Origin of the sequence: Maricaulis sp. MIT060901 (genome assembly GCF_047123815.1) — a bacterium.
GTDB lineage: Bacteria > Pseudomonadota > Alphaproteobacteria > Caulobacterales > Maricaulaceae > Maricaulis.
Genome location: NZ_CP138920.1, coordinates 2,927,355 through 2,951,388 on the forward strand (window position 1 = coordinate 2,927,355; position 24,034 = coordinate 2,951,388).

Below are 24,034 nucleotides of genomic sequence, written 5' to 3' on the forward strand. Positions count from 1 at the left end.
TTCCTAAGATCCAAAGCGCAGGCAGATGAAACCGGCCATTGCCGCAACGCTGCCTATGACGAGAAGCCAGAACGATGCGCCGTGGAAGTGGCTCGAGAGGCGGTGGGCGTTGTTCAGCTTCTCGAACGCTTCTTCTCTTCGCGCGTGGATAGCCTCTGGCATGTTCAACGACGCACACTCCGCATTGGTTAGGACGAATTCACCTTGCTGGATTGCGACAGCAAGCTCCGAGACCGAAATCCGATAGGTGTTGTAGGCGTTCGTAATCAAGTCCATCGACCACAACGCTGAAAACAGCGAAACGGCGTACGCGACGACAGCTGCTCCGTAGAGAACTTCGGGGCCGGTGGCCATTTCGTTGGTGAACTGCGACAGAACCAAGCCAACTCCGGCCGCCGCTCCGACAACCTGCAGCCTTGTGAGCTCCTTATGCGTCTCGCGCTGGGTTGCTTCGGCGGTCTCGAGCGTATCCACGAGTTTTTCGACGCAGTCGATCAGCTTCGGAAGGGCCACCGTGTTCGGCGCCGCGTCGTTAGGACCGACCGCATTTCCGTCATCAACCATGCATTACCTCCGTCTGAAGAGGCGGGGGCTACGGTGCGCCAACACCGTAAGCCGGGTGCTGTAACACCCATGACCTGAACCGGCCTGCATCCAGGCCACCCCGCCACCGTGCAACACGGCGGGTTCATCCAGAAATTGAGTCATGGGAAAAAGCGAGTCCGGGGCTGTTGATGCCCTGAAGGTCGAGGCGTGGGCACTCGACAAGATTAAGGCCTATCCAGGAAATCCGCGTGTGATACCGGATGAAGCCGTGCTCGGCGTTGCCCGAAGCATCGAGCAGTTTGGCTGGCGGCAACCGATTGTCGTTGATAAGGACGGCGTGATCATTGTTGGTCACACCCGCCTGAAGGCGGCGCACCATCTGGGTCTGACAACTGCGCCGGTCCATGTGGCAGACATGCCGAAGGAACAGGCCCAGGCTTACCGCCTGGCAGACAACAAGACGGGCGAGGCCACGAGCTGGGACCTGCCCGCCCTGAATATTGAATTGGCTGGGCTCGGTGACCTCGGCTTTGATCTTGCGGTTATCGGTTTCGATCCAGCCGGCGGCGAGCTGAGCCCGGTCACGGCACCAACACCATTGGACAATCACGCCCAAGGCGCGCTCTCCGACAGTTTCGGCGTCCCACCGTTCTCAGTTCTGTCCGCCCGGGGCGGCTGGTGGCGAGAGCGCAAAGAACAATGGTTGGCCCTGGGGATTCAGAGCGAGCTCGGCCGAGAAGGGGCGTTTGACGCGCTCGGTTCGTTGGCGTCGGCCCAGAAGGGCGTGTCCGGAGATACCGCATGGGCATCAACATCGATCTTCGATCCGGTGCTGTGTGAGCTGATCTACAGGTGGTTCTGTCCGCCTGGTGGCGTTGTGCTCGATCCGTTCGCAGGTGGATCCGTCCGCGGATTGGTGGCGTCCCGTTTGGGCCGTGCCTACACCGGTATCGAGCTTCGACCTGAGCAAGTGGCGGCCAATCGAGCGCAGATAGGCATCTGTGGGGAGCCTCGACCGCAATGGATCGAGGGAGACAGCAGAAACATCCCAACCCTGGCTGCTGACGTGGACGCGGACTTGATTTTCTCCTGTCCACCGTATGCCGACCTCGAGGTCTATTCTGACGACCCCAAGGATTTGTCGACGATGGACTATCCGGACTTCCGAGATGCCTATCGAGATATCATCAGTAAGGCAGCGGCTCGCCTCAAGGAGAACCGTTTCGCTTGTTTCGTTGTCGGAGAAGTCAGAGATGCCGGCGGCGGATATAGCGGCCTGGTTCAGGACACGATTCAGGCGTTCTGTGATGCAGGGCTGAGCTACTACAACGAAGCGGTCATCGTCACACCGATCGGCACGCTGGCTATGCGAGCGCGCAGACCATTCGAGGCAAGCCGAAAGCTCGGAAAGTCACATCAGAACATGCTGGTGTTCTGCAAGGGCGATCCTCGCAAGGCCGCTGAGGTCATCGGTGATGTCGAGTTCGGCGAGGCAGATGCTGGGCTATAAGCCGTAGCGCTCTCGGAGGGCGCGCTTCCCCTCCTCGATGAGGGCGACAGGGTCTTTGCCGACCTGACGGTAGAAAGCGGGGTTGGTCAATGCGCCATGCCCCCTTTCAATCGCCGCTTTGGCATTGCCCAGGCGCGGGAAGCGGGCCGCGATGCGCAAAGCTGTCGGCCAGTCATCCTGGGCAACGGCGGCGCGTATTTTGTCAATCTTGGTTTCCATGAAGACACGCTAGCGGAGGTCCGCGCGGTCTTCGAGGGCCATAGTTTTTTTCGTCTATCAAGAAAGGGCGGACCATGGGTCGACCCTCGCATAAGCCGGATGAGCAGTCCGTTGGGTATGTGAAAGCGATGGCCAGCTACGGTGTTCCGCAGGCCGATATTGCTGAAGCCCTGGACATCTCCGAGCCCACACTTCGCAAGCACTACGGTGCTGTTCTTCGGCGCGCCTCCATTGAAGCAAATGCCAGGGTTGGCGAGTCCTTGTTTCGCCAAGCCGCAGGAGCGCCAGCGCAGTACGACGAAAACGGCAAGAAGGTAAGGGACGAGCAACTGCCGGTGCCATCGGTCGGTATCTTTTGGGCCAAGTGTCGGATGGGCTGGAAGCCCACAGAACGGATGGAAGTCACAGGCCGAAACGGAGGGCCAATCCCGCTGCTGAAGGCAGAACAGCTGAAAGGTGCATCTGATGAAGAGCTCGTCGTACTCGAAAAGTTCTTCGGTCGACTTCAGCGAGGCGATGGTAGCGATCAGGGCGGAGAAGCTGCGCAGGCAGGCGAAGACGAATACGCCGCCTCCCTCGACGGCACAGAAGGATAGCTGGCCACCCGATTACATCAGCGTCCGCGCCTGGCGTGCAGCGCAGTGCGCTAAGTTTGAATTGGACCCAAAGCTCGCAGCGTCTGCGTTGTCCTACTACAGCAGCCGCCCGGTCGAGTTCATCAACCACTGGTGTGACACGTTTGATCCTCGGAATGTGGGAACGGGAACGCCGACACACATCCCGCTGATCATGTTCGAGCGGCAGGAGGATCTGGTCTGGGCCGTCCTTGGTTGTCTCGACGACAAGGAGAGCGGCCTCACCGAGAAAAGCCGCGACATGGGGGCGTCGTGGATCTGTTGCGCTATATCGGTCTGGCTTTGGCGTTTCCGGCCCGGCACCGCGGTAGGGTGGGGGTCGCGAAAAGCGGAGTACGTCGACAAGATCGGCGACCCAAAGTCCATCTTCTGGAAGATCCGATACATCATCGACCGGCTTCCGCCCCAGTTCCTGCCTGCTGGGTACCGCACCGACATGCACGCTACGTACATGAAGATCATCAACCCCGCGAATGGTGCGACGATCACCGGGGAAGCGGGTGACAATATTGGCCGCGGTGGCCGTACCTCGATCTATTTCAAGGACGAGAGCGCTCACTATGAAAAGCCCGCGCTGATCGAAGCCGCGCTCATGGACAATACCGATGTCCAGATCGACATTTCGTCGGTCAACGGCATTGGGAACGTGTTCCATCGGCGCCGTGAAGCAGGAGTGGAATGGGAGCGGGGCAAGGAGATCCCGTCAGGGAAGACACGCGTTTTCATCCTTGATTGGCGCCACCATCCGGCCAAGGACGATGCCTGGTACGAGCGTCGTCGCCAAAAGGCGATCGATGACGGCCTGGAGGCGGAGTTCGCACAAGAGGTTGATCGCGACTATGCAGCCAGCCGCAAAGGCGTGCTGATTAAGCCAGCATGGGTGAAGGCAGCAATCGACGCCCATATCAAGCTGGGATTTGACGACCGCGGAAAAGTTATCGCCGGGTTGGATGTTGCCGACGATGATGACGGTCGAGGCGACCAGGACAAGAACGCCATGGTGGTCCGCAAGGGTGTCGTCGCAGTCCATGCTGAGGATTGGGGCAACCGGGACACCACAGAGACCACTGAGAAGGCGGTGGATATCGCAGCTGGGATTGGCCCGATGGAGATCCATTACGACTGCATCGGAGTTGGTGCCGGCGTGAAGGGTGAAGCCAACCGGATGGCCCACGCCGACGAGCTGCCCCATGGGCTGGTGTTCATCCCTTGGAGTGCATCGGCAGCGGTGCTGGACCCGGAAATGCACGTCGTGAAGAAGCCAGACGGTACGGATGACAAGAAGTCACCCACCAACAAAGACTTCTTCCAGAACTTCAAAGCGCAGGCTTGGTGGTCGGTTCGCGAGCGGTTTCGGAAGACATTTAAGGCTGTCCGAGAGGGGGCAGAGTATCCGCCTGACGAATTGATTTCGCTGTCCTCTGACTTGCCACACCTCCACCAGCTCGAGCGCGAGCTGAGCCAGGCCACTCGGGGAACGTCGGGCCGGGGCCTGGTCATGATCAACAAGTCACCGGATGGCACGAAATCGCCAAACATGGCGGACGCGCTGGTGCAATCGTACTTCCCGGCTCGCAAGCAGCAGACGACCGTTCTGAGATTCTAGGAGTCCTCATATGCCGAACCAACAGGATCTGAAGCCGGACTATTGCACATCCTACTTCTCAGACATGGCCCACGATTGGAGCATTGTCTCAGCTCTGTTGGGCGGAACCCGCCGCCTGCGTGAGTCCGGCAAGGCCTATCTGCCCCAGCACGAGAGCGAAACGGAGACAGGGTACAAGACACGCCTGCAGGGAACGACGTTGTTGAACGTATTCGGTTCCACGGTTGCGCAGATGACCAGTCAGGCGTTCGCGAACACAGTCACGGTTGATGACCTGCCCGAGGACCTTGCCTATGCCCAGGCCAGCATCGACGGGAAAGGCAAGACCGTTTCGGATTTTGGTCGCCGCATCTTCGATTGTGCCTTGAAGCGGGGCGAATGTTTCATTCTCGTGGACATGCCGTCTCGCGGGGAAGATGAGCGCACACGTCGCGATTCCATAGAAGCCAATCGGCAGCCCTATGCGGTCTTCATCAATCCCAGCCAGATGCTCGCCTACCAGAGCGAGATCATCCAAGGTCAAGAGGTTGTGACGTACGCTCGCTGGAAGCACACGGTGGTGGAGCGCGAAGGGGAGTTCGGCGAGGTCGAGAAGACCTATGTCACTGAGTGGACGGATACTGACTGGCGGCGTTGGGAGAAGCCCGAATCCAAAGAGCGGGATTGGCCGGTCGTTGGTGAGGGCACTCATGATTTCACGTTCGAGGGAGTGCGGGCGGTGCCGATTGTGCACCTGTCATTTAGCGAGCCTGGGGATGATGGGCTCCGCCGGCCGCCACTGATGGACCTGGCCGACAAGAACATCGAGCACTGGCAGTCCTCCAGCGACCAGCGAAACATTCTGACTTTCAGCCGGTTTCCGATCCTTATGCTGGCTGGGATGTCTGCTGAAGACGTCCCGAACTCTAACGGCAAAGCCGCACTCGGGCCCCAGACCCTCATCCTGTCGAACAGCAAAGATGCGAAGGGAAATTATCTGGAACCCAGTGGCGCTGCTATTGCAGCCGGAGAGCGCGACCTGGACCGGTTGGAGCGTGCAATGGCTCTGCTGGCCGCTCAGCCCTATATCAGCCGCCCAGGCAGCATCACGGCCACACAGACGGCCCTTGAGGAAGGAAAGTCGTCATCGATCGTCGAGCATTGGGTCGAGTTGACCGCCCAGGCACTTGCTCGGGTCATCGGCATGCTTGGGGCGTGGCGCAACAAACCTGTGAAGGTCTCTGTCCAGATCAAACCGGAATTCGCCGCTATGACGGCCAATGCTGAGAAGGTCAAAGCGTTGATTGAAGCGCGTCGCAACGGTGACATCTCGCGCCGCCAATTCTGGATTGAGATGAAGGCCCTAGACTTCGTGTCCGACGGGTTTGATTTCGAAGAGAACGAGGCGGGTCTGACAGCTGAGGGCGAGGGCGGTTTCGAAGATGTCGCCGCCTGATGGTGCTCCGGCACGCGACGCGACTGAGAGATATGCCGAGAGCCTGAGACGGCGCCTGGTCGGCGGGTTGCGGTTCGAGGGGCATGAGCGCCGGCGGATTCTGGCATTGCTCCAGGAGGTCGAAGACGAGATCGTTCGCAAGATTGCGGAACTGGACCCGACGGGCGTCACGCAGACAGCCGCTCAACAAAGGCGGCTCCGTCGGCTCCTCCGGGATGCTCGCGCACGGATTCGGGAGTTGATGCGCACCATCAGGGATACGGCTGTGTCCGGACTGGATGAGTTTGCCGCTGCAGAGGCTGCGTGGGCTCAGGCGTCCATGCAGCGTGCCATTTCGGCAGCTGGAATAAGCCTGTCGGTTCGCCTGGCTCCGAGTGAGGTCCTGCGCACATTGGTCGGCGACAGTTTAATCGTCGGCCGCCCCCTAGAGGAATGGTGGTCGAGGCAAGCAGATGGGCTCATCGATCGCTTTCAGGTCGAAATGCGCCGGGGTGTTGCCCAGGGCGAGACGCTTGACCAACTCATCCGACGGGTGAGGGGTACCAGGGCCAATCGTTACGCCGACGGCTTGATGGCCACGTCCCGCAGAACGGCAGAGATGGCGGTGCGGACCTCGGTCAACCATGTTGGCAATGCGTCCCGACAGGCCGTGTATGAAGCGAATGCGGACATCATTACGGCCTATGTCCACTCCTCGGTTCTGGACAGCCGGACGTCCGTCACCTGCAGCGCGCGGGATGGCAAGGCTTGGGATATCGCACGGAAGCCGGTAGGCGGGCACAAAATCCCGTTCGAGCAGCCGCCGCTGCACCCCAATTGCCGGAGTGTGATCGTGCCCCGTATCGGGGACGTGACCCGCATACCAGGTCAGAGGGCATCAGCAGATGGGCCGGTGCCAGCATCGCAGACGTTCGAAACCTGGTTGAAGGCAAAGACAGTGGCTGAGCAGAACGCAATCCTCGGATCAGGCCGGGCCCGCGTTTGGCGGCAGAACAAGCTGACCTTGAGCCAGCTGCTCGACTTCAAAGGTGATCCACTGTCACTCACCGATCTTCAGCGCCGGTACTCGGCCTGACCACTGCCCCGCCTCGAGCGGGGTTTTTCATGCCCGCTGGGCGGGTGCAATCTCCATAGGAGCAATCATGACCATCGAAGAACTTCTCAAGGCGCTGGGCGTCGAGGTGAATGACGATAACAAGGACCAGGTGGAGAGCCTGATCTCGGCCGAAACAGCAGGGCTGAAGGCCAATCGCGACAAGCTCAAGTCCGAACGCAACAAGGTCCGCGATCAACTCAACACCCTGAAGGGGCTGGATGTCGACGAGGTTCGGGAAGCGCTGGGCGTGGATGAACTGTCGCTCGATGAACTGCCCGACCTGATCCGCACGGCCAAGGCTGGCGACAAAGACCCCAAGCATGATGCCCGGGTCGTCGAGCTGGAGGGCAAGCTGGAGCGTGCCGAGAAGCGAGCTCGCGAACAGTCCGCTGAGGCGGATGCCCGCGAAGCTGCCCTCAAGCGAACCCTTACGCAGAAGGCCGTCGAGTCCATGGTGACTGACGCTGTTGCGAAGGCTGAGGGCAACATCACGCTGCTCAAACCGCACCTGGAGTCTCGCATCAAGGCCGAGGTCGATGAAGATGGCATCGTCACAACGACCGTTCTTGGCGCCAACGGCGACCCGCTCGAAGACAAGCACGGCAACCCGGCCACGATGGCCCAGCTCATTGATGAGTTCGCCAATAACGAAACCTTTGCAGCCGCGTTCCCGGCGGAAGGCAAGGGGGGCTCCGATGCTCGTGAGGGCCGTGCCTCACGCGTTTCCAATAACCCGTGGGCGAAGGATTCGGAAAATGTCACCGAACAAGCCCGCATTCGCCGGGAAAACCCGGCACTCGCGGATCGGCTGCAAGCGGCTGCCGCGTAAGCATTTCGCCGGGTTGGCAGGGCCGACCGGCGCCACAGGCCCAGGGGGCCGTCTCTCCAAACCTGAAACGGCCAACTAAGGGAGTTTCCTATGCCGTATACCATTTCTGACATCATCGAGCCGCGCACGTTCGAGGATTACCGCCTCGAGCGTTCGCGGGTTAAGTCCAACCTGGTGAGCTCTGGGATCATCGACTTCAACGAATTCGGCGCTCTCGCGGCCGGCGGTGGCCGAACCGTTGACATGCCCTTCTGGGACGACTGGGGCGACAGCGACGCCAACATCGACGACAGCACCGGCGCGGATGCTACGCCGGAAACAGCTACCTCCGGTGATGACGTTGCGTTCCTTCACAGCCGGAACATCGCCCTGACGGGCCCGGATCTGGCCGCAGTCGTCGCGGGTTCCGATCCGCTGAAGGTCCTCGCAGATCGCTCCATCGCCAAGTGGGACCGCGAGTACCAGAAGCATCTTGTCTCCTCTGCGCTCGGCATCCTGGCAGACAACCAGACAAACGACGGCGGAGACATGATCTACAGCGTTGCTACCGACGCAGCAGGCGACCCGACCGCCTCGGAGAAGTTCAGCGGCGAAGTCGCCGTGGAGGGTGCTCAAACCATGGGTGACAGCAAGACCGACCTCGTGGCGATTGGTATGCACTCCCGGGTACACGCCAACCAGCAGTTGCTCGGCTTGATTCAGGACCATCATGACCTGGAGACCGGCGAGCTGCTGTTCCAGACGCACCTGGGGCGCCGGGTCATCGTTGACGACCGCATGCCGGCCGTTATGGGCACCAACCGCATCACCTACACGTCGATTCTGTTCGGCGAAGGAGCATTCGGTCACGGCGAGGGTAGCCCGAAGGTGCCGCTTGAGTACGAGCGTAGCGCTGTCGCCAATTCCGGCGGCGGTCAGGAAACCCTGGTCAATCGCCGCAAGTACATCCTGCACCCGCGCGGCATCGCGTGGAAGGGAGCCAATGTGGCAGGCAAGGGCCCGACGAATGCCGAGATGGAAGACGCGACCAACTGGGATCGGGTTTTCCAGCGCAAGGCCGTCCGCCTGGCGTTCCTGCAGACCAACGGCTGATCAATCCTGATCAGTTGAAATCTGGACCGGGGGCTTCGGCTCCCGGTCTTTTCATAAGGGATCTCCCATGAATTCTGACAAACACCTCGCACTTACGAACGCTGTTGAAGCCAATGGCGGCGTGATCTCCGACGAAATTCGAGAGCGGTTTGGTCTATCAAAACCGGGGGCGGACGAGGCTGACTCGGCTCCAGCGCCCCTCGTCGAAATCCCGGAAGGTTTTGCTGACTTGCCGTGGAAGCAGCTCCAATCGCTGGTGAAGGACGTCACCGGCACGGGCCCGGAGAGCAAGCTCGATGCTATCGCGAAGCTGGCCGAAGAGGTGGAGCGGCGCGCAGCAGAGGCTAACGGCAATGCCAACGGCGGGGACAATGGCGACGCCTGACGTCGCCTTCCTCAATTTCTCGCAAGGCCTGGCGATCCTGACTGCTGGCCGGGTCTGCGAGATCACCACGCTGATCGACAGTGATGGTGACATCACCAAGGCACCAGATGACGCCGTGGTGTGTGTGGCACAGACGCCGTCCGGCGACTGGCTGACAATCGACCTCGATGTCTTTGAACCAATGGAGACGAACTGATGGCCCTGACAGTTGAAGACGGCACCGGCCTCAGCGAGGCAGACAGCCTGGTGTCGCTAGCCACGTTCAACGCCTTTCTGTCCGACAATGCGATTTCCACGACGGCCACAGATGCCCAGAAGGAGGCCTGGCTGCGCGAGGCTACGCGTTATCACGAGGCGACATATGACTACCCAGCGCCTGTGCTGAACTCGACGCAGGCTCTGCGCCTGCCCCTCAATCAGGTGATCACCATGGCAGATGGGCGTGCTTGGGACGGCGTGCCGGCCAAACTCCAAGAGGCAATCTGCCTTCTGGCGGCTGAAGCCAGAAACGGCCCGCTGGTCGTCAACCAGGCGGCCAAACGAAAGGTGAAATCAAAGACAGACGTGATCGAAAGCGAGTTCGTTTACGACGAGGCTGATCGTCGCCGCGTGTTCCTCGCTGCTGATGACCTCGTGCGGCAGCTGGGGGGCTGGAAGGCCTCGGGCCTCACCCAAGTGAGCCGGGCATGACCAAATACGCTGAAGAGATCGCTGACGCCCTCGAGGCAATCGAAGAGGCGGGCACGACATTGACCTTGCTCCGTCACCCCATGGAGGTTGACGCTGCGGCCGGCGAAAAGCCCTGGCTGGCCGATCACTCGAACCAACTTGGAGAGGGGCAACTCGACGAGCCCGAGCCACACACCATCACATGCGTTGTCCTTCCAGCCTCCGGCGGCAAGATCGAAGCCTTGGACTCTCGGTTGAAGAGTGGGACGCTCATCCTTGAGCAGTACCGATATCTGATCATCGCGGCGTCTGGCCTGGCTGTTGAGCCCCTGCCGAAGGATCAGGTCGAGTATCAAGGGCAAACGTGGACGGTCATCGCCTCCACGTCATTGGCCCCAGACGGAGTGCCGATCATCTACAAAGCCGCGATCCGGAAGGGCGGATAATGCCGAGTTTCGCGGATCGAGTGAAAGCCTGGGGAGATAAGGCGAGGGACCGGGTGGATGCCACTCACCGAGGCGCGGCGCTGGAAGTGCTTACCCGCGTCGTCATGAAAACCCCGGTCGATAAAGGCGGGGCCCGAGGAAGCTGGCAGGTTACACTTGATGGACCGGTGACGGCTGCAATTGAGCGCCTTGATGTTTCGGGAAGCGCAGCCATGGCGGCCGGAGCTTCGATTATCCAGGCGGCACGGGCCGGACAGACCATCTACGTCACGAGCGCTTTGCCCTACATCGTCCGCCTTGAGCAGGGGCACTCGAAGCAAGGCGACCACATGGTCGCCACGACGGCAGCGGAATGGGATGACATCGTGTCGCTGGCAGCTAAGGCGGCTGAACGAGCTCACCCGTAGTCGTTATTCGAATGAGCAGTGAATGCCGTGCTCGTCACCAAACTCGTTCACGCGGTCCAGTAAACGGTTAAGCTCCTCTGTCGCGAGCCGGTCCGTTGGTGGGCGCTCTAAAAGGGCCGCCATTCGAGCATAAGAAACCGAGATTGCGACCTCTTCGCTGGGGTGCCAAACGAACGGTGCAAACCCTGTCATGCCACCACGGTCATTGGGTAGGTTCACACGTCCACAGACCCTACCGTCGGCGCCGAAGTGCAGGCCTTCAAACTGAACCTGATCCGGGTCAGTGGAGCGACGGGCGAGTGTGTCCTTCGCATCCGCATACGGGTCTGAGCATGCCGCAAGCATCAAGCCCGCGACTATCACGATAGCTGTTCTCATAATTCTCCCCTTGGGTGCGAGAGCCTATCGATTCTTCGAAAAGTTGCAACGGGGTCCCAATGTCCATCCAAGCAATCGAGAGCGCGCTTCTGTTGAAACTGACGACGCTCAATCCTGGCATCGCCATCGTCCACGAGGGTGAACCCTATACGCCGTCGGATAACACGCCGTATTTGCGCGTTGAGTTTATCCCGAACGAGACGCCCGCAACCGGTCAGGAGGCAGGGCAGGACGCGCCTGTTCGTGAGGCTGGCCTTCTTCAGCTCACACCCGTTTATCCGGTCGCCAGTGGCCCAGGTCCATTGAAAGCGATGAACTCGGTTCTAAAGACCGCCTTTAAATGGAAGCAAACCGTGCAAGCCGTCGGTTTCAAAGTTCGGATCGATCGATGTTCCCGCGGCCGCCTTGTGTCCGATGCCGGTTGGAACTCGCTCCCCGTAATTGTGCGGTGGAGCGCACACACACCTGGAGACTGACATGAAGTTGAAGTTCACAAACAAGGCTCCTGGAGCCAAGGCCCTGAAGGTCAGGGGGCAGCCGGTGGTGATTGAACCCGGCAAGTCACACACGGCTGAATTCGACAAGGTCGACGAAGCCACGTTGAAGGCCCTCAAAGCTGAGGGGTGCACCTTCACGAAAGCTCGGGCCTCTTCCGCCGAATAGCCCGGTCGGCATCGTTGAAACCACGCCCCGCTAATGCGGGGCTTTTTCGTATGGAGCGAACCCTATGACCACCATGAACAATGCGGCCACTGGCGGCGGAACCCAGGCCGGTTTCATTGAAGAGACCGTCTACGGCACGACGCCGGCCACGCCATCGCTGACCGCGCTGCGCAATCGACCCTTCTCCTTCTCTCCGGAGGTCGAAAACTACATCAATCGCGAGGTCGGCAATAACCGCATCGCCAAGGGTGTGAAAAAGGTCTTCGAGCGCGGTTCTGTCGCTATCCCGATGGATCTGATCTACGGGAATGCTGATGCGATCCTCGAAGCGATCATGAAGGGCACCTGGACGGGCGCTGGCACGCAAACGCTGGCGAATGGCTCGGTCAATCGCGCCTTCTCGCTCGAGCAGCACCGGGCAGACGCTGCGACGCCTTACTTCATCCTTGCGCGTGGCACCATGTTCCATGGATTTGAGATCGCGATCAGCGCTGATGGTTCTGACCCTGTCCTGCTCACGCTGAATGGTCAGTGCGCGGAGATCTCGCCAGCTGCAGCGACGGTCGATGCGGGCAGTGGATATACGGCGGCGCCTGGCAACACCCCGGTCGATGCCGGGGAGGTTTCGTTCCAGATCGACGCAGCCGGCATCGACATCATCGGCGCGACCTTCACCTACAACGATGCCATCGATGCCAAGCGCGAGTGCGGCTCGAAAACGCCGACCGGGTTCAATCCTGCTGCGGGTGGTCGCAGCGGCCAGGTCTCGCTGACCGGCTACGCGGTGAACAAGGATGCCTTCGACCGCATGAAGGCGGACGCACAACATGCCTTCACAGCGACGGCAGTTGATGCGGAGGGCAACACGCTTGTCATCAGTGCTCCCGTCATCAAACCGATTGGAGCCTATCAGGAGTCCGCGGACGACGGTTCGATCCGGTGGGAGCAGACCTTTGAGGCATTCGATCCGGCTGGCGGCACGGTCTTCAGCTTCACACGCACTCCGGCATAGGTGATCAATGACTGATCTGAACGTCTATGATGGCCTTGTAGCGGATACGCCCATTCCGGTCCCTTTGCGGGATCCAAATGGGCGCGTCCATCTGGGCTCCGACAAGAAGCCGATCACCTTCTTTCTCCTGCCGCCAAGGTCGGAAGCGCTGGCCAACAAGATCGATGACATCACCGATCGCAAACGCGCCCAGGCAGAACTGGAAACGCTCTCTCGCGAGCAAATTCGGGCCTATGCCTACGCGCAGCTGGCCGCGTACATCACCGGATGGACTGAGAACTTCACCCTGGACGGTGAGACTGTCCGATACGGCGATGATGCGGCTGTCAGGCTGGTCACCCGGCTCTCACCACTCCGCGAACTGCTGACCAACTGGGGACTGAACCCGGGAAACGCCTGGTCGGCCCTCTTGGACGCGCAGAAAGCTGGGCGCAATGGAGAGGCCGGGTCGATAGGCCAGAATCCACAGGGCTGAGCCGGGCGAAAGAGCTCCAACAGCTTGTGAAACGGGGAGGAGCGGTCGCTCAGGCCGCCCGCCTCGAACTGCAAGGACCTCCGCTCGATGGAATGGCGGCTGTGTTGGTCCAAAAATGGATGAGCGTGCAGCTCGGCCGCGGCGAGGGGGCCCTGTCGTGGAGCACGTTGAAAGACTTCACCCAAATAACCGGCGAGCGCCTCAAACCAGATGAGGCCCAGGCAGTGATCCGGATCGATCACGCATATCTCGCTGCGCTCCGAAAACCGAAGCCGGGAGGCCAAACATGACCGACATTGCCAAGCTCGGCCTTGCCGTTGAGTCCCGCGACGTGAAGGAAGCACGCCGCCACGTCGAGGCCCTTGAGCGGTCGGCCACCTCTCTCGAGCGTATTGTCGACAAGCTCGGCGATGAGGCGAAGAAGACCGACGATGATATCGACGGCATGGGGCAAAGCTCTCAGCTTGCGAGCCGGGGCTTTAATCTGGCAGCCAGCGCCGCCGCCAGCTTTATTGCGGCTCTCGGTGTTGGTGAGATCGTCCAGACCGCCGACAGCATCGCGCTCCTGCGTGGCAGGATTGGGCTCTACACCGACACTACGGCGGAAGCTGATGCTATTGTCGGGCAGCTCTTCGATCGTTCTCGTCAAATGGGGGCTTCCTTCGACGCGCTCGCCGAGACCTATGCTCGGATCGTGCCGGCCCAGGATGCCATGGGGCTTTCAACTGGACAGCTGCTGGATCTCACCGAGGCGGTAGGCACCGCCTTCCAAGTCTCCGGTGCGTCCGCTGAGGAAGCCCGCAACGCCACCCTGCAGCTGTCCCAGGCTTTCGCGTCCGGTGAGCTGCGGGGTGAGGAGCTTCGCTCGGTGATGGAGCAGGGCCAGCGTATCATGCTCGCGCTGGGCAATCAGACAGGCAAGACAACCGGCGAACTTCGCGCTATGGCCGAGGCTGGTCAGCTGACGTCTGATGTGGTCGCAAACGCGCTGCTGGCCGAACTCCCGCAACTCCGCCAAGAAATGGAAGACCTGCCGCTGACCGCCGGGCGAGGGTTTCAGTCTCTCCAGACGGGTTTCACCGAGCTGATCGCCAACATCGATCAGGCCGTGGGTGCAACGGAGCGTTTGGGCGGTATCTTTTTCAGCCTGTCTGAGGCTGTGGACGGCGTGAACGAGCGCTTCTCGACCGATCTCAGCGTTCAGTTGAACGTGACCCGGCAAGACCTTGAAAACCTCACTGCCCAGCTCACGGGGATGCAGCGCGTATTGGCCGATCCGTCAGCGGCTGGCATCGCGGCAGGTGAGCTCGCCAGTTACCAAGCGCGCGTTGCAACGCTCGAAAAGGAGATCCAAGAGCTGACGGTCCAGGAGCAATCCTTGACCATGGCGATTGAAGCGCGGGCTGAGGCTCAACGCCGGGCGGATGCCTACCAGGCTCGATTTGGTGTCGAGGAGGAAGTCGACCCGCTTGAGGATGTCGCCGAGGTGCTCGCTGCGCTGAGACGGGAATCTGAGGTCGTCGGTCTGACCCGGGCCCAGCGCGAACTCTACAACCAGGAACTCCGCTTGGGGCGGGACCTCACTGAGGATGAAGAGGTCGCAATCCGTGATGTGGTCGCTCAGATCGAACGGATGGCCCAGATCCGCGGTGAAATGGCCGCGAAGGTTCCCCAAGAGATCCAGGCGATCCACGAGATGTCTGCCGCCAAGGCTCAAGAGTATGAGCGCGAGGAACAGCACCGGGAGGAAGCTGCCCGTTTGGCCGAGTATCAGCTGGAGCAGCAGATACGCCTGGCAGAGCTGGCTGGTGATCGTGATGTGCTCACAATGCTGGAAACCGAGCGGGACGTTCGCCGGGAAATCAACGAGCTGGTCGAAGCCGGTATCTCACAGGAGGAAGCCAGGTCGATTGCCCAGAGCAATGCGCAAGCCCGCCTTCAGGCCGCGCGGCACGGTGAACTAAAAGAGGCTGTGCATGAAGGGCTCGATCAGGGACTTCGCGCATTCGTCGAGAGCGGAGACCTCAGCGCGATCGGTCGAGGACTGCTGGCTGAAGCCGCCGATCACTTCCTTGAAGACTTGGTGGATCAAGGAGCGGACATTCTCTCTGGGCTGATCTTTGGACAAGCCGAGGCTACCGCAGCCGGCGTCGCGCAGGGCTCTGCTGCCGGAGCAGCGATGCAGACGGCCATGGCAACGGGGGAGCGACGGCAGCGACGGCGTTGCAGCAAGCCTTGGTCCTGGGCGGCTCCCAAGCAGCGGCCCAGATAGCGGCCGCGGCAGGGGGCGGGGGCTCGGCAAGTGCGGCGAAGGCGATCATCAAGACCGTGTCTGCTGGCCGCGCGACAGGCGGTACCGCACTGCCCGGCGGCGCATATGGCATCAACGAGGTCGGTGATGAAGTGTTCGTGCCCCATGTGCCGGGCAAGATTGTCCCTGCGTCGTCTGGTGGGGTTCGCGAGCGCATCATTGAGCGCGAACGCATCGTGCGCATCGAGACCGAGGCCAGCGACTACTTCACCACCAAGGTCCGTGAGGACGTTCAACCGATGCTGGATGCCACGAAGGACGCGGCGGTCAGCGAGTCACGAATGGCGACCGCGCGAGATTTGCAAAGTCGTCGTCGACACCTGGAGTAGACCATGGCCATTCAATTGCCATCAGGCGGCTTGGAAGGCGTCGGTGAGTTTCTCATCGACCATTCCAACAAGATCGGCTCAGCCACAGGCGTTGGACCGGAAACGGAGATTGAACGCGCAGGCTCGAAATGGGGCTTCAACGTTGCGGTGTCGGCCAAGACAGCTGATGAGGCCCTGGCTTGGAAAAAGCTGCACCGGCGCGGAGAGCCGTTCCTGTTGGACATCATCCAGCCTGGTCTCGATGTCGGTAACCCAGGCACGCCGCTGGTAAGTATTGGCGGGCAGGTGGGCAGTCAGCTCCCTATCAAGGGGCTGACGCCAGGCTACACGCTCGTGGATGGTCAATTCCTCTCTGTCATCGTTGCCGGACAACGCTACGCCTACATGGTCACCGCAGACACCGTTGCCGATGGCACTGGAAACGCCACGGTGCCCATCACCCCACTGCTCCGCGCCGCGCCCCAGCTCAATGATGTCGTCGAGATTGCCGCGCCCAAGGCTGAAGGCTGGGTCACAGTCCCGGCCAGTGGTTTCAACCTCGATGTAGTCGCCGTGATGCGCGGCCTGAAATTCGTTTTGAGGGAGGTGGCCTGAATGGACGCCAATCTCAAACAGGACCTTCAAGGCGGCTCACCGCTCGTATTTGGTGCCATCGAAATCGTCTTGCCGGCTGACACGGTGCGGCTGTCGACTGGATTGCCGGTGACGATTGAAGGGCAGCCTTTTACGCCGAAACACACCGTGTACGGCTCCCTGGGCCGTGTGGAGGGCATCGAGGACGGAATAGGGGACACAGTGCCCGCACCCACTGTGGAGATGCTCACGGGCTCTGACGCCGGTATCGTCAACCTATCGACGGCAGCAGCACAAGGCTCGCGCGTTCGGCTCTGGTTCGGGTCGATCAATCGTGTCTCAGGCTTGGCAGTCGGCATCCAGCAGGTGTTCACCGGCATTCTCGACACGGCTGAGCTTGATCCACACGCCACGGGCAAGAGCTTGAAGCTCCAGCTGCTGACGACCTTGGCGCTGGCGTTGGAGCCCAAAGACCATCGGCGCTGTTCGGATAGTTTCCACCAGTCCGTCTGGCCCGGTGAACGCGGTATGCGTCGCCGGTCTGATCTTCGCCGCAAGTTTGCTTGGCGGACCAACCAGCCGGGCGCCAAGTACACCTACAGCTCTGATGGCTCTGCCACCTCTGGGCGCACCCCCGGCGGCCGGGGACGGATTTCCATCTAACCCCATACCAGGACGGATCAATGCACGAACGCGAACGACGCGCCCGCGCCGCTCAGGCGTGCGTGGACCTCTATCTCAATAAGCCGCTGTCCTGGGGAAAGCGGGACTGCATCACCCTCGCACGCACCTCGCTTCACAAAATGGGAGTGAAGGTGCCGGCCGAGCTGAAGGGCATTCGCTGGACATCGCTGAAAACGGCGGTGCGTCGGCTTGATGAGCTGGGCTTCAACGACCTCGATGAGGTCATGGATGCTGTCGGCTTGGCCGAGATCGCTCCGGCTCTTGCTTGGCCAGGCGACATCGTCGCGTTGCCGGGTGCTGACCGCCATCCATTCGGTTGTGCGCTCACGCTCGCGGTCGGCAATGGCAAGCTCCTTGGGTTCGGTGAGGGGGCTGATCACTGCGGCATTCTCAAGCCGCACCACTTTCACAAAGCTTGGAGGGTTGCCTGATGGCCGAAGCCGCAGCAGCTGCATTCACATGGGTTGTCGGCCAGGGCACGAAGGCGCTTGTTGCGGCTGGGTTCTCAAAGGCCACGGCAACAGCGATCGCGACCTTCGCAACAAAGGCGGCAGTTTCTGTGGCGCTATCAGCGGCCACGAGCGCAATCCTTGCTCCAAAGGTTGGGGCGGAAGGTGGGGCTCTCGCGCTCAATGACAGCCTCGATGCCGGTATCCCCTATGTGGCCGGTCGGCGTGCGGTTGCGGGTGTGCTTCAGCATGCCGACGAGTTCGGCAAGGACGAGCGCTATATGGGCTTCATCAATGTGATGTCCGGCGCTGGCCCTGTCGAAGCCATTGAAAGCACGCGTGCTGATAGTGTCACCATCACGGTTGATGGAACCGGCAAGGTCACAGCGCCTTCCGAATATGCCAGCAAGATGTGGTATCGCAACCAGCTCGGCAATCAGCCTGAAACCGGGCATCTGACCCAGTCTGGACTGCATCTCAACGCACAAATGGCAGGCTGGGCCTCCACTGAGAAGCTGTCGGGTAAAGCCGCCCACATTCTGACGCTGCAGCAGGACTCGAAGTTCAAGTCATTCCCTGCCGGCCCGCCTGTGGTCGAGAGCACGATCCGAGGCATCAAGTGGTATGACCCGCGCCTAGACAGCACTTACCCGGGCGGTTCCGGTGCCTGCCGCTTCGACGATCAAGCGACTTGGGTCTACTCCACAAACGGCGCAATCCATGCGCTGGGCTATGCCTTGGGGCTCCGCGAAAACGGCAAGGTCGTTGAGGGCTTTGGCTGCCCGATCACGGACGTGGTCATTGAGGATTTCGTCGACGCCGCAAACGTCGCGGATATGAACGGCTGGACTTGCAACGCCTACTGGACCTCCAGAGATAGCGCTTGGCAGGTCTACACCGCGTTCCTGCAGGCTGCTGGCGCCACGCACACCACCAAATGGGGAAAGCTGGGCTGCTTGCCTCGCGGCGCCGCTCGCGTCTCTCTGACAACGATCTCGGCGGCCGACACTGCCGCGGCGGTGTCGATCAGCCCGATTGCATCGCGCCGCGACCGCATCAACACAATCACCCCGAAATGCCCGCTCGAGTCCCACCGATGGGCCGAGCCGGACCTGACGCCGGTCAAAATCCAGTCTTACATCGACGGCGAGGACGGTGGCGAGGAACGCGAGCGCGGTGTGCACTACCCGTTCGTGACGAGCGAGGCACAAGCGGGCCAGCTTGCGGCTTATGACATCCTCGACAGCCGTGAGGGCATGGCGGGGATCATTCCGGTGCGGCCATATCTCATGGATCTCGATCCTGGTGATTGCTTCACGGTGACTGAGCCTGGCTTCAATCTCTCCGCGCAGAAATTCCTGGTCCATCGGCGCAGCTTCGATTTCGAGACCGGTGTATCGATCCTTCACCTGATCTCGGAGACCGATGGAAAACACGCGCTCGCGCTGGGCCAGTCCACGGATGCCCCGGATGCTCCATCTCTTACTGTGCCCGATCCGACCGACGTGCCGGCACCAGCGGTTTCTGTCTGGACAGCGGTCGCGGGCACGGGCGACCAGCCGAACCTGGTTGTCTCAGGGGCAACGGATAACGCCACCGCGACCCATGTCCGCATCGAGTACCGTCTGACGACGCCCTCGGGAGGCGGCTCCTGGCCGGATGATGAAACGGGTTGGGCGATCTATGCCGATTTTCCGATTGAGACTGAAACCATCACGGTCACGGGACTTGAGCCGAGTACGAGCTATCAGGTCGCGGTTTCCTATATCTCCGCGTTCGGCGTTCCGGGTGATCGACGTATCATTGCGACGCTGTCGACGGGAGTCATCAATGCCGGCGCCGTTGGCGGGCTGAGCCGTGAACAGTTCGAGGCACTAGTCACCGCTGTTGAAGCCCAGCTCAACGCCGGCCGTGATGCGATCTCTGCAGAGGCTGCAGATTTCGCGGCCTCGATACTGGCCCTCAAGGAGAGCTTCGCGACAGGTCACGCCACTGTTGACGATGCAGTCCAGGCCCGACTGGGGCTGATCGACAGCACCACAGACACGCTGACCAGCGATATCCGCACGCAGGCTCGTGACACCCGCGAGGCGCTTGCTGTCGCGTCGCGCACGGCTTTGGCCGTCTTGGCGCAGGTGGAAGAAAACCGGACGCTGTCTGAAAGTGTCGGCAATTACTCTGCGTCCTTCTCCTCGCAGATCGCTGTCATCATCAACGACATTGGCAGTCTGACAACGCAGGTGGATGCCTGGACCGCTGCGAATGTGACCGGCGACATCACGTCAGCGCTCACGGCAGAGATCAACGCGCGCGTGGCGGGCGATGCGGCGCAGGCCTCCCGGTCGGACAGCATCGAGACGACGGCCAATGATGCTCAGTCCAAGGCCAATGAGATCCTCGCGCTGACCGTCAGTCCGACCAGTGCCATCGCTCTCAAGTTCTCCGGAATCGAGCAGAGCGTCGGCACGTTGCAGACGAATTACACCAACATCATCAATTTGGAGAACATCGGTGGCTCGTCGCTTTTGCAGCGCTTCGAGAACATTGAGGCCCAGCAGGACCCGGCAACGCCCGGCGGGCTTCGGGCTCGCATCGATGAGGCTGCTGAGATCCAGATCGCGGACAATGCGGCCCGCACGCGCGAGATCCGGGAAACGCAAGCCTCTGTCGCCCGTGCTGCTCTGACGATCTTCGCCGCACAGGAAACATTCCTGACCGAGAATGAGGCCACGCTCCAACTGATCGAGCAGGCCAATCTGGCTATTGGGGCAAACACCGCCGGTTTCCAGTCGATCATTGATATGACGCTGAACCCGGCAAGTGGACTTGTTCAGCGCTTCCAGACTATCGAGCTGGACCTAGACGAGACCGAGGCGGGCAGTCTGGCCGCTGATGTGGCCGACCATGAGTTTGCGCTCTTTGACGGCGTGGCGGGTCTGTCTGGCCGCATGTCGACGGTCGAGACAGCGCTTAACCCTGGCACAGAGGGCAGTATTGCGAGCCGGGTCGCTGGGCTGGAAGAGACCCGTGTCACGGACAATGCCGCAACAGCCCGCGAACTGCGCGAGCTTTGGGCCACCCATGCGCGCAGCAATGTGGCCTTCCGCGCCCAGGTCGAGGCCTTCGCTGGCGAGACCGAGAACACGCTGACGATCATCGAGCAGGCACGGCTGGAAACGGCTGAGGTGGACCTGCGCGTTGATAGCATTCTGGACCTGTCGATTGTGGACGGCACTGCGCTGGGCACGCGGCTGAATGACATGGAGGCGGTAGCGGAGGAAAACACGTCCGCGATCACCAATGCGGCTCAGGTGCAGGCCAGTGACAATGCCGCTGTGCTGCGTTTGTTGCGCGAATCCTTGGCGTCTACCTCCCGTGTCGCTCTGATGGCTCAGCAGATGGTCTACGGTCGCGCCGAGGCTGATGAGGGCTTGCTGTCCGTCCTGGAGACGCTGCGCGTCTCAACGGATGCGAGCCTCGCGTCACTCGAAGAGACCAAAATCACCAATGCCGATCTGGAAACAGCGTTCGCGCTCTTTGGGTGGGACCTGTCTGCGGCTTACGACGTTGAGGGGCGGCTAGGCGGGATCGATGAAAATCTGAGTGCTGTGGCGACGGTCGCAGCCGCTGCAACCACGGTCGCAGAGGCTGAACAGCTCATTGCTGATTACCAGGTCATGGTTGGTACGAACTCAGAAAATCTCGCGACCTGGGTCAATCAGCACGCCACGGCCATTGAGACGATGCAGGGCGGCGGTGCGGCCTACGCGCTAGAGCTCGGTGTCGGCGACCGCATTCAAGGCCTCTACGCCCTGAATGACGGGCAGCAGCGGTCATTCGTCTTTGACACCGACGTGTTCAAGATTTGGGACGGCGAGGCCGACACCCAACCGTTCGTCTATGATACTGTCTTGGCGAAGTTGAAGCTTCAGAACATCGCTGTCGCCTTTGCCGATATCGAGGACTTGCAGGTTGATCGCATCCACCTCGCCGCCGGTGCGGTCGGCACATACGGATTCGATCAGACCGCCCCGACCTCCCACACGTTTCACACCAACCCCTCGCTGAATACGCAAGCAGGGTTCACGAACTTGGGGATGCAGTCCGACTGGATCGACATCCAGGTCGGAGATCGGGTGGAAGGAGAGCTGAACTACACCATGCAGGCAGGCTTCAACACCTACACTTGGCTGTATTTCCAAGACTCTATGTCAATCGAGGTCGAGCGTGAGGACGGGAGTACCACCGTGTTTTTTCCGCCGCAATACCTGCGCAGGAGACGCACAGGGTACACTTCTCAGACCGGAGGCGGCGACGGCAGCACCCCGAACGGTACGGACGTGCCCGACGACTTCATCAACAAGTACGCCTTACAGGTTCCCTCATCAGGGTGGCCTTGGCATTCAAGCGGAAACGGGCCTGTCCGTGTTCGAGCGCTTGCTACCATTAAGGCCGTCCCAAGGCACGGAACTGCCGTCTTTCAAGGGGGGGTAGGGTCTGCGGCATCGTTCCGGGGTGACACCTCGATCATCTCACCATCATTGGAGATCCGGGCTTTCGGCCTGGATTGACGCACAACCTAACTCTCGGAGAATCTGAAAATGAAGTTCGACCTTGCAACCGGCAGGGCGGTTGGTGCCGCTGTGCCTGAACATTTCCTTGCTGGCACAAACTGGTTGGACGGAATTCGCAAATGGGCGATGGCCGGCGTGTCTGTTCTGCCGTCGCTGGCGCTGGGTTTCACCATCGACACCTACCTGATGGATGGGGAGTACGCTCCGAACTTCGTCGAGCTTGCGTCACACTCGCGTGCGTCAAAAGCCTGGTATCCCAACTGGGACTTCAAGAGCGGCTCTGAGGTTGGCCGTCTGGTGGAGTACGGTGCCCATGAGCGCCGCTATGGGGACTATGGGGCACTCGATGAGGGCTCCGCGACGAACCATATACGGAACCCGAGGGCTGAAGGGGCCGAGGGTAGCACTGCGCCGACCAACTGGGTGACCGCACTCGCCGGGGCCTCCGCGACCTACATGCGGGGCGTGGAGAAAGGCTGGGAGTACGTGGACATCGCCCTCTCGGGAACCGCGTCCGGCACCATCGCCATCTGGTTCGACAGCCTCGCCCTTGTCGCAGCAGCGCAGGGGGAGACGTGGACGAGTTCCCTCGGTCTTCGGGTTGTTGAAGGCACGCTTCCGGGCACCAGCTCGCAGCTCCTCGTCAACGAGCTGGACTCTGGTGGCATCTCCATCGTCACGAATGGTGCAACCATCGAGCCAGATGCGGAACACTGCCGCTTCGCCAACTCGGTGATGCTGTCGAACGCCTCGACCGCCTACGTCATGAACGCCTTGTACCTCAACGGCACCTCTGGGTCGGTCTCCTGTACCCTCAGGGTCTACCTCCCGCAGCTCGAACAGGCATCCGCGCCTACCTCTCCCATCCTGCCAATCGCAGGAACCCCCGCAGCAGCCACCCGCGCCGCTGATGTGGTCTCAGGTGTCACCGCCGACCGTGCTTCGCGGGGCTGGTACGATACCCAGTGGGACTACACGAGCGGCGGGGGATGCGGAGACTTGCTGGAGTTCCTACCGGGTGTGCCGAGGGTTGGCCCAAAGGGGCTTTTGGTCGAAGAGGCGACGACCAACCACATCAGGAACCCGAGGGGCGAGGGCGGCGGCGCAGGCGTGCTACCAACCAACTGGATTGCGGGCTCTGGGCTCACTATAGAAGGGGTCGGTCAAGAGAACGGCATCGATTACGTAGAGTTCTCGATCACGAATCAAGTCTCTCTAACCACCCTCTACTTCGAGACGTACTCTCAGATCGCCATGCTGGACGGCGAGGATTGGACGGTCGCCTTTGATCTCAGGCTGGTCTCGGGCTCAATGGACAACCTCGATGTCAATCCCTCTATCCGTCTTGCAGACAGCGGGGGAGGGCAGATCGCCAACCTAGAATATACAGGTGGCCACGCTGACGATGCCCTAGCATCCGGGAAGCGCGTGCGTATCTTCCATTCGTGGTCCATCAGTAACCCCTCGGCATCCGCAGGCGGACCGCGTGTCAATTTGCGCAGTTCTGGAGCAGGCGCTACGGCAACCTTCCGGGTCTATAACCCACAAGTCGAACAGAAAGCCTACCCAACCTCCGTGGTTCTCCCAGAAGCTGGCAGCCCTGCTGCGGCTACTCGGGCGGCTGATGACCCACGGCTTTCCCTCGGGAGTTGGTTTGCTGGTGGCGCGTACTCTGAAGTGGTCCTAGAAATTCGGACAGGTTGCTAAGGTG

Annotated in this window: 27 protein-coding genes; 24 read left to right on the forward strand and 3 right to left on the reverse strand. The window is 60.9% G+C overall.

From position 1 onward, the window contains the following. Positions 1-3: 3 nt before the first annotated feature. Positions 4-564: a hypothetical protein gene (locus tag SIC17_RS14460; RefSeq protein ID WP_412545804.1), complete on the reverse strand. Its 561-nt coding sequence runs from the start codon at positions 562-564 to the stop codon at positions 4-6. 142 nt (positions 565-706) lie between these two features. On the opposite strand from SIC17_RS14460, the gene SIC17_RS14465 reads away from it, so the two are divergent. Further along, complete coding sequence (locus SIC17_RS14465; protein ID WP_412545805.1) at positions 707-2,056, forward strand: ParB N-terminal domain-containing protein; 1,350 nt, start codon at positions 707-709, stop codon at positions 2,054-2,056. Here SIC17_RS14465 and SIC17_RS14470 read toward each other — a convergent pair. Further along, positions 2,051-2,275 (reverse strand): hypothetical protein, encoded by a 225-nt coding sequence (locus SIC17_RS14470; protein WP_412545806.1) that lies wholly within the window; start codon positions 2,273-2,275, stop codon positions 2,051-2,053. The genes SIC17_RS14465 and SIC17_RS14470 overlap by 6 nt on opposite strands. A gap of 128 nt (positions 2,276-2,403) precedes the next feature. Here SIC17_RS14470 and SIC17_RS14475 point away from each other — a divergent pair, with 128 nt between their 5' ends. The 11 genes from SIC17_RS14475 (at position 2,404) to SIC17_RS14525 (ending at position 10,875) form a co-directional block, all read left to right on the forward strand. Further along, positions 2,404-2,871 carry a hypothetical protein gene (locus SIC17_RS14475; RefSeq protein ID WP_412545807.1) on the forward strand — a complete coding sequence of 156 codons (468 nt, stop codon included), beginning with the start codon at positions 2,404-2,406 and terminating at the stop codon, positions 2,869-2,871. Positions 2,872-2,959: 88 nt separating this feature from the next. Next, positions 2,960-4,516 (forward strand): TerL protein, encoded by a 1,557-nt coding sequence (locus SIC17_RS14480; protein ID WP_412545808.1) that lies wholly within the window; start codon positions 2,960-2,962, stop codon positions 4,514-4,516. 97 nt (positions 4,517-4,613) lie between these two features. Continuing rightward, positions 4,614-5,951: a DUF4055 domain-containing protein gene (locus tag SIC17_RS14485; protein ID WP_412545809.1), complete on the forward strand. Its 1,338-nt coding sequence runs from the start codon at positions 4,614-4,616 to the stop codon at positions 5,949-5,951. Then, positions 5,938-7,026, forward strand: coding sequence for a phage minor head protein (locus SIC17_RS14490; protein ID WP_412545810.1), 1,089 nt, complete (start codon positions 5,938-5,940; stop codon positions 7,024-7,026). The genes SIC17_RS14485 and SIC17_RS14490 overlap by 14 nt, the downstream gene beginning before the upstream one ends. A 67-nt stretch (positions 7,027-7,093) precedes the next feature. Beyond that, complete coding sequence (locus SIC17_RS14495; protein ID WP_412545811.1) at positions 7,094-7,876, forward strand: hypothetical protein; 783 nt, start codon at positions 7,094-7,096, stop codon at positions 7,874-7,876. Between the two features lie 90 nt (positions 7,877-7,966). Further along, entirely contained in the window at positions 7,967-8,968 is a 1,002-nt protein-coding gene (locus SIC17_RS14500) for a major capsid protein (protein ID WP_412545812.1), read from the forward strand. 67 nt (positions 8,969-9,035) lie between these two features. Next, positions 9,036-9,353, forward strand: a complete 318-nt coding sequence (locus SIC17_RS14505) for a hypothetical protein (protein WP_412545813.1) — start codon at positions 9,036-9,038, stop codon at positions 9,351-9,353. Next, complete coding sequence (locus SIC17_RS14510; protein WP_412545814.1) at positions 9,340-9,549, forward strand: hypothetical protein; 210 nt, start codon at positions 9,340-9,342, stop codon at positions 9,547-9,549. The genes SIC17_RS14505 and SIC17_RS14510 overlap by 14 nt, the downstream gene beginning before the upstream one ends. After that, positions 9,549-10,043 carry a DnaT-like ssDNA-binding protein gene (locus tag SIC17_RS14515; protein WP_412545815.1) on the forward strand — a complete coding sequence of 165 codons (495 nt, stop codon included), beginning with the start codon at positions 9,549-9,551 and terminating at the stop codon, positions 10,041-10,043. The genes SIC17_RS14510 and SIC17_RS14515 overlap by 1 nt, the downstream gene beginning before the upstream one ends. Beyond that, on the forward strand, positions 10,040-10,468 hold the full coding sequence (locus SIC17_RS14520; RefSeq protein WP_412545816.1) for a hypothetical protein: 429 nt from the start codon (positions 10,040-10,042) through the stop codon (positions 10,466-10,468). Before SIC17_RS14515 ends, SIC17_RS14520 begins: the two co-directional genes overlap by 4 nt. Continuing rightward, positions 10,468-10,875: a hypothetical protein gene (locus SIC17_RS14525; RefSeq protein WP_412545817.1), complete on the forward strand. Its 408-nt coding sequence runs from the start codon at positions 10,468-10,470 to the stop codon at positions 10,873-10,875. The genes SIC17_RS14520 and SIC17_RS14525 overlap by 1 nt, the downstream gene beginning before the upstream one ends. Positions 10,876-10,878: 3 nt before the next feature. On the opposite strand, the gene SIC17_RS14530 is transcribed toward SIC17_RS14525, so the two are convergent. Next, positions 10,879-11,253, reverse strand: a complete 375-nt coding sequence (locus SIC17_RS14530; protein ID WP_412545818.1) for a hypothetical protein — start codon at positions 11,251-11,253, stop codon at positions 10,879-10,881. Between the two features lie 59 nt (positions 11,254-11,312). Here SIC17_RS14530 and SIC17_RS14535 point away from each other — a divergent pair, with 59 nt between their 5' ends. The 12 genes from SIC17_RS14535 to SIC17_RS14590 all read left to right on the forward strand — a co-directional run bounded on the left by SIC17_RS14535 (position 11,313) and on the right by SIC17_RS14590 (position 24,030). Further along, positions 11,313-11,729 (forward strand): phage tail terminator-like protein, encoded by a 417-nt coding sequence (locus SIC17_RS14535; RefSeq protein WP_412545819.1) that lies wholly within the window; start codon positions 11,313-11,315, stop codon positions 11,727-11,729. 1 nt (position 11,730) lies between these two features. Next, complete coding sequence (locus SIC17_RS14540) at positions 11,731-11,916, forward strand: hypothetical protein (protein WP_412545820.1); 186 nt, start codon at positions 11,731-11,733, stop codon at positions 11,914-11,916. A 64-nt stretch (positions 11,917-11,980) separates the two neighbouring features. Next, a complete protein-coding gene (locus SIC17_RS14545; RefSeq protein ID WP_412545821.1) occupies positions 11,981-12,928 on the forward strand; it encodes a phage tail tube protein in 948 nt (315 codons plus the stop codon). A 7-nt stretch (positions 12,929-12,935) separates the two neighbouring features. Further along, the gene (locus tag SIC17_RS14550) at positions 12,936-13,403 is read left to right on the forward strand and encodes a hypothetical protein (protein WP_412545822.1); all 468 of its coding nucleotides are present in this window, start codon (positions 12,936-12,938) and stop codon (positions 13,401-13,403) included. A 119-nt stretch (positions 13,404-13,522) separates the two neighbouring features. Then, positions 13,523-13,693 carry a hypothetical protein gene (locus SIC17_RS14555; protein ID WP_412545823.1) on the forward strand — a complete coding sequence of 57 codons (171 nt, stop codon included), beginning with the start codon at positions 13,523-13,525 and terminating at the stop codon, positions 13,691-13,693. Continuing rightward, on the forward strand, positions 13,690-15,675 hold the full coding sequence (locus SIC17_RS14560; protein WP_412545824.1) for a tape measure protein: 1,986 nt from the start codon (positions 13,690-13,692) through the stop codon (positions 15,673-15,675). Before SIC17_RS14555 ends, SIC17_RS14560 begins: the two co-directional genes overlap by 4 nt. A 56-nt stretch (positions 15,676-15,731) precedes the next feature. Next, on the forward strand, positions 15,732-16,043 hold the full coding sequence (locus tag SIC17_RS14565) for a hypothetical protein (protein WP_412545825.1): 312 nt from the start codon (positions 15,732-15,734) through the stop codon (positions 16,041-16,043). A gap of 3 nt (positions 16,044-16,046) precedes the next feature. Next, entirely contained in the window at positions 16,047-16,637 is a 591-nt protein-coding gene (locus tag SIC17_RS14570) for a hypothetical protein (RefSeq protein WP_412545826.1), read from the forward strand. Beyond that, positions 16,638-17,279, forward strand: coding sequence for a hypothetical protein (locus SIC17_RS14575; protein ID WP_412545827.1), 642 nt, complete (start codon positions 16,638-16,640; stop codon positions 17,277-17,279). A 20-nt stretch (positions 17,280-17,299) separates the two neighbouring features. After that, entirely contained in the window at positions 17,300-17,731 is a 432-nt protein-coding gene (locus tag SIC17_RS14580; protein ID WP_412545828.1) for a DUF6950 family protein, read from the forward strand. Next, entirely contained in the window at positions 17,731-22,320 is a 4,590-nt protein-coding gene (locus tag SIC17_RS14585) for a hypothetical protein (protein ID WP_412545829.1), read from the forward strand. The genes SIC17_RS14580 and SIC17_RS14585 overlap by 1 nt, the downstream gene beginning before the upstream one ends. A gap of 30 nt (positions 22,321-22,350) precedes the next feature. Continuing rightward, on the forward strand, positions 22,351-24,030 hold the full coding sequence (locus tag SIC17_RS14590; protein ID WP_412545830.1) for a hypothetical protein: 1,680 nt from the start codon (positions 22,351-22,353) through the stop codon (positions 24,028-24,030). Positions 24,031-24,034: the final 4 nt, after the last annotated feature.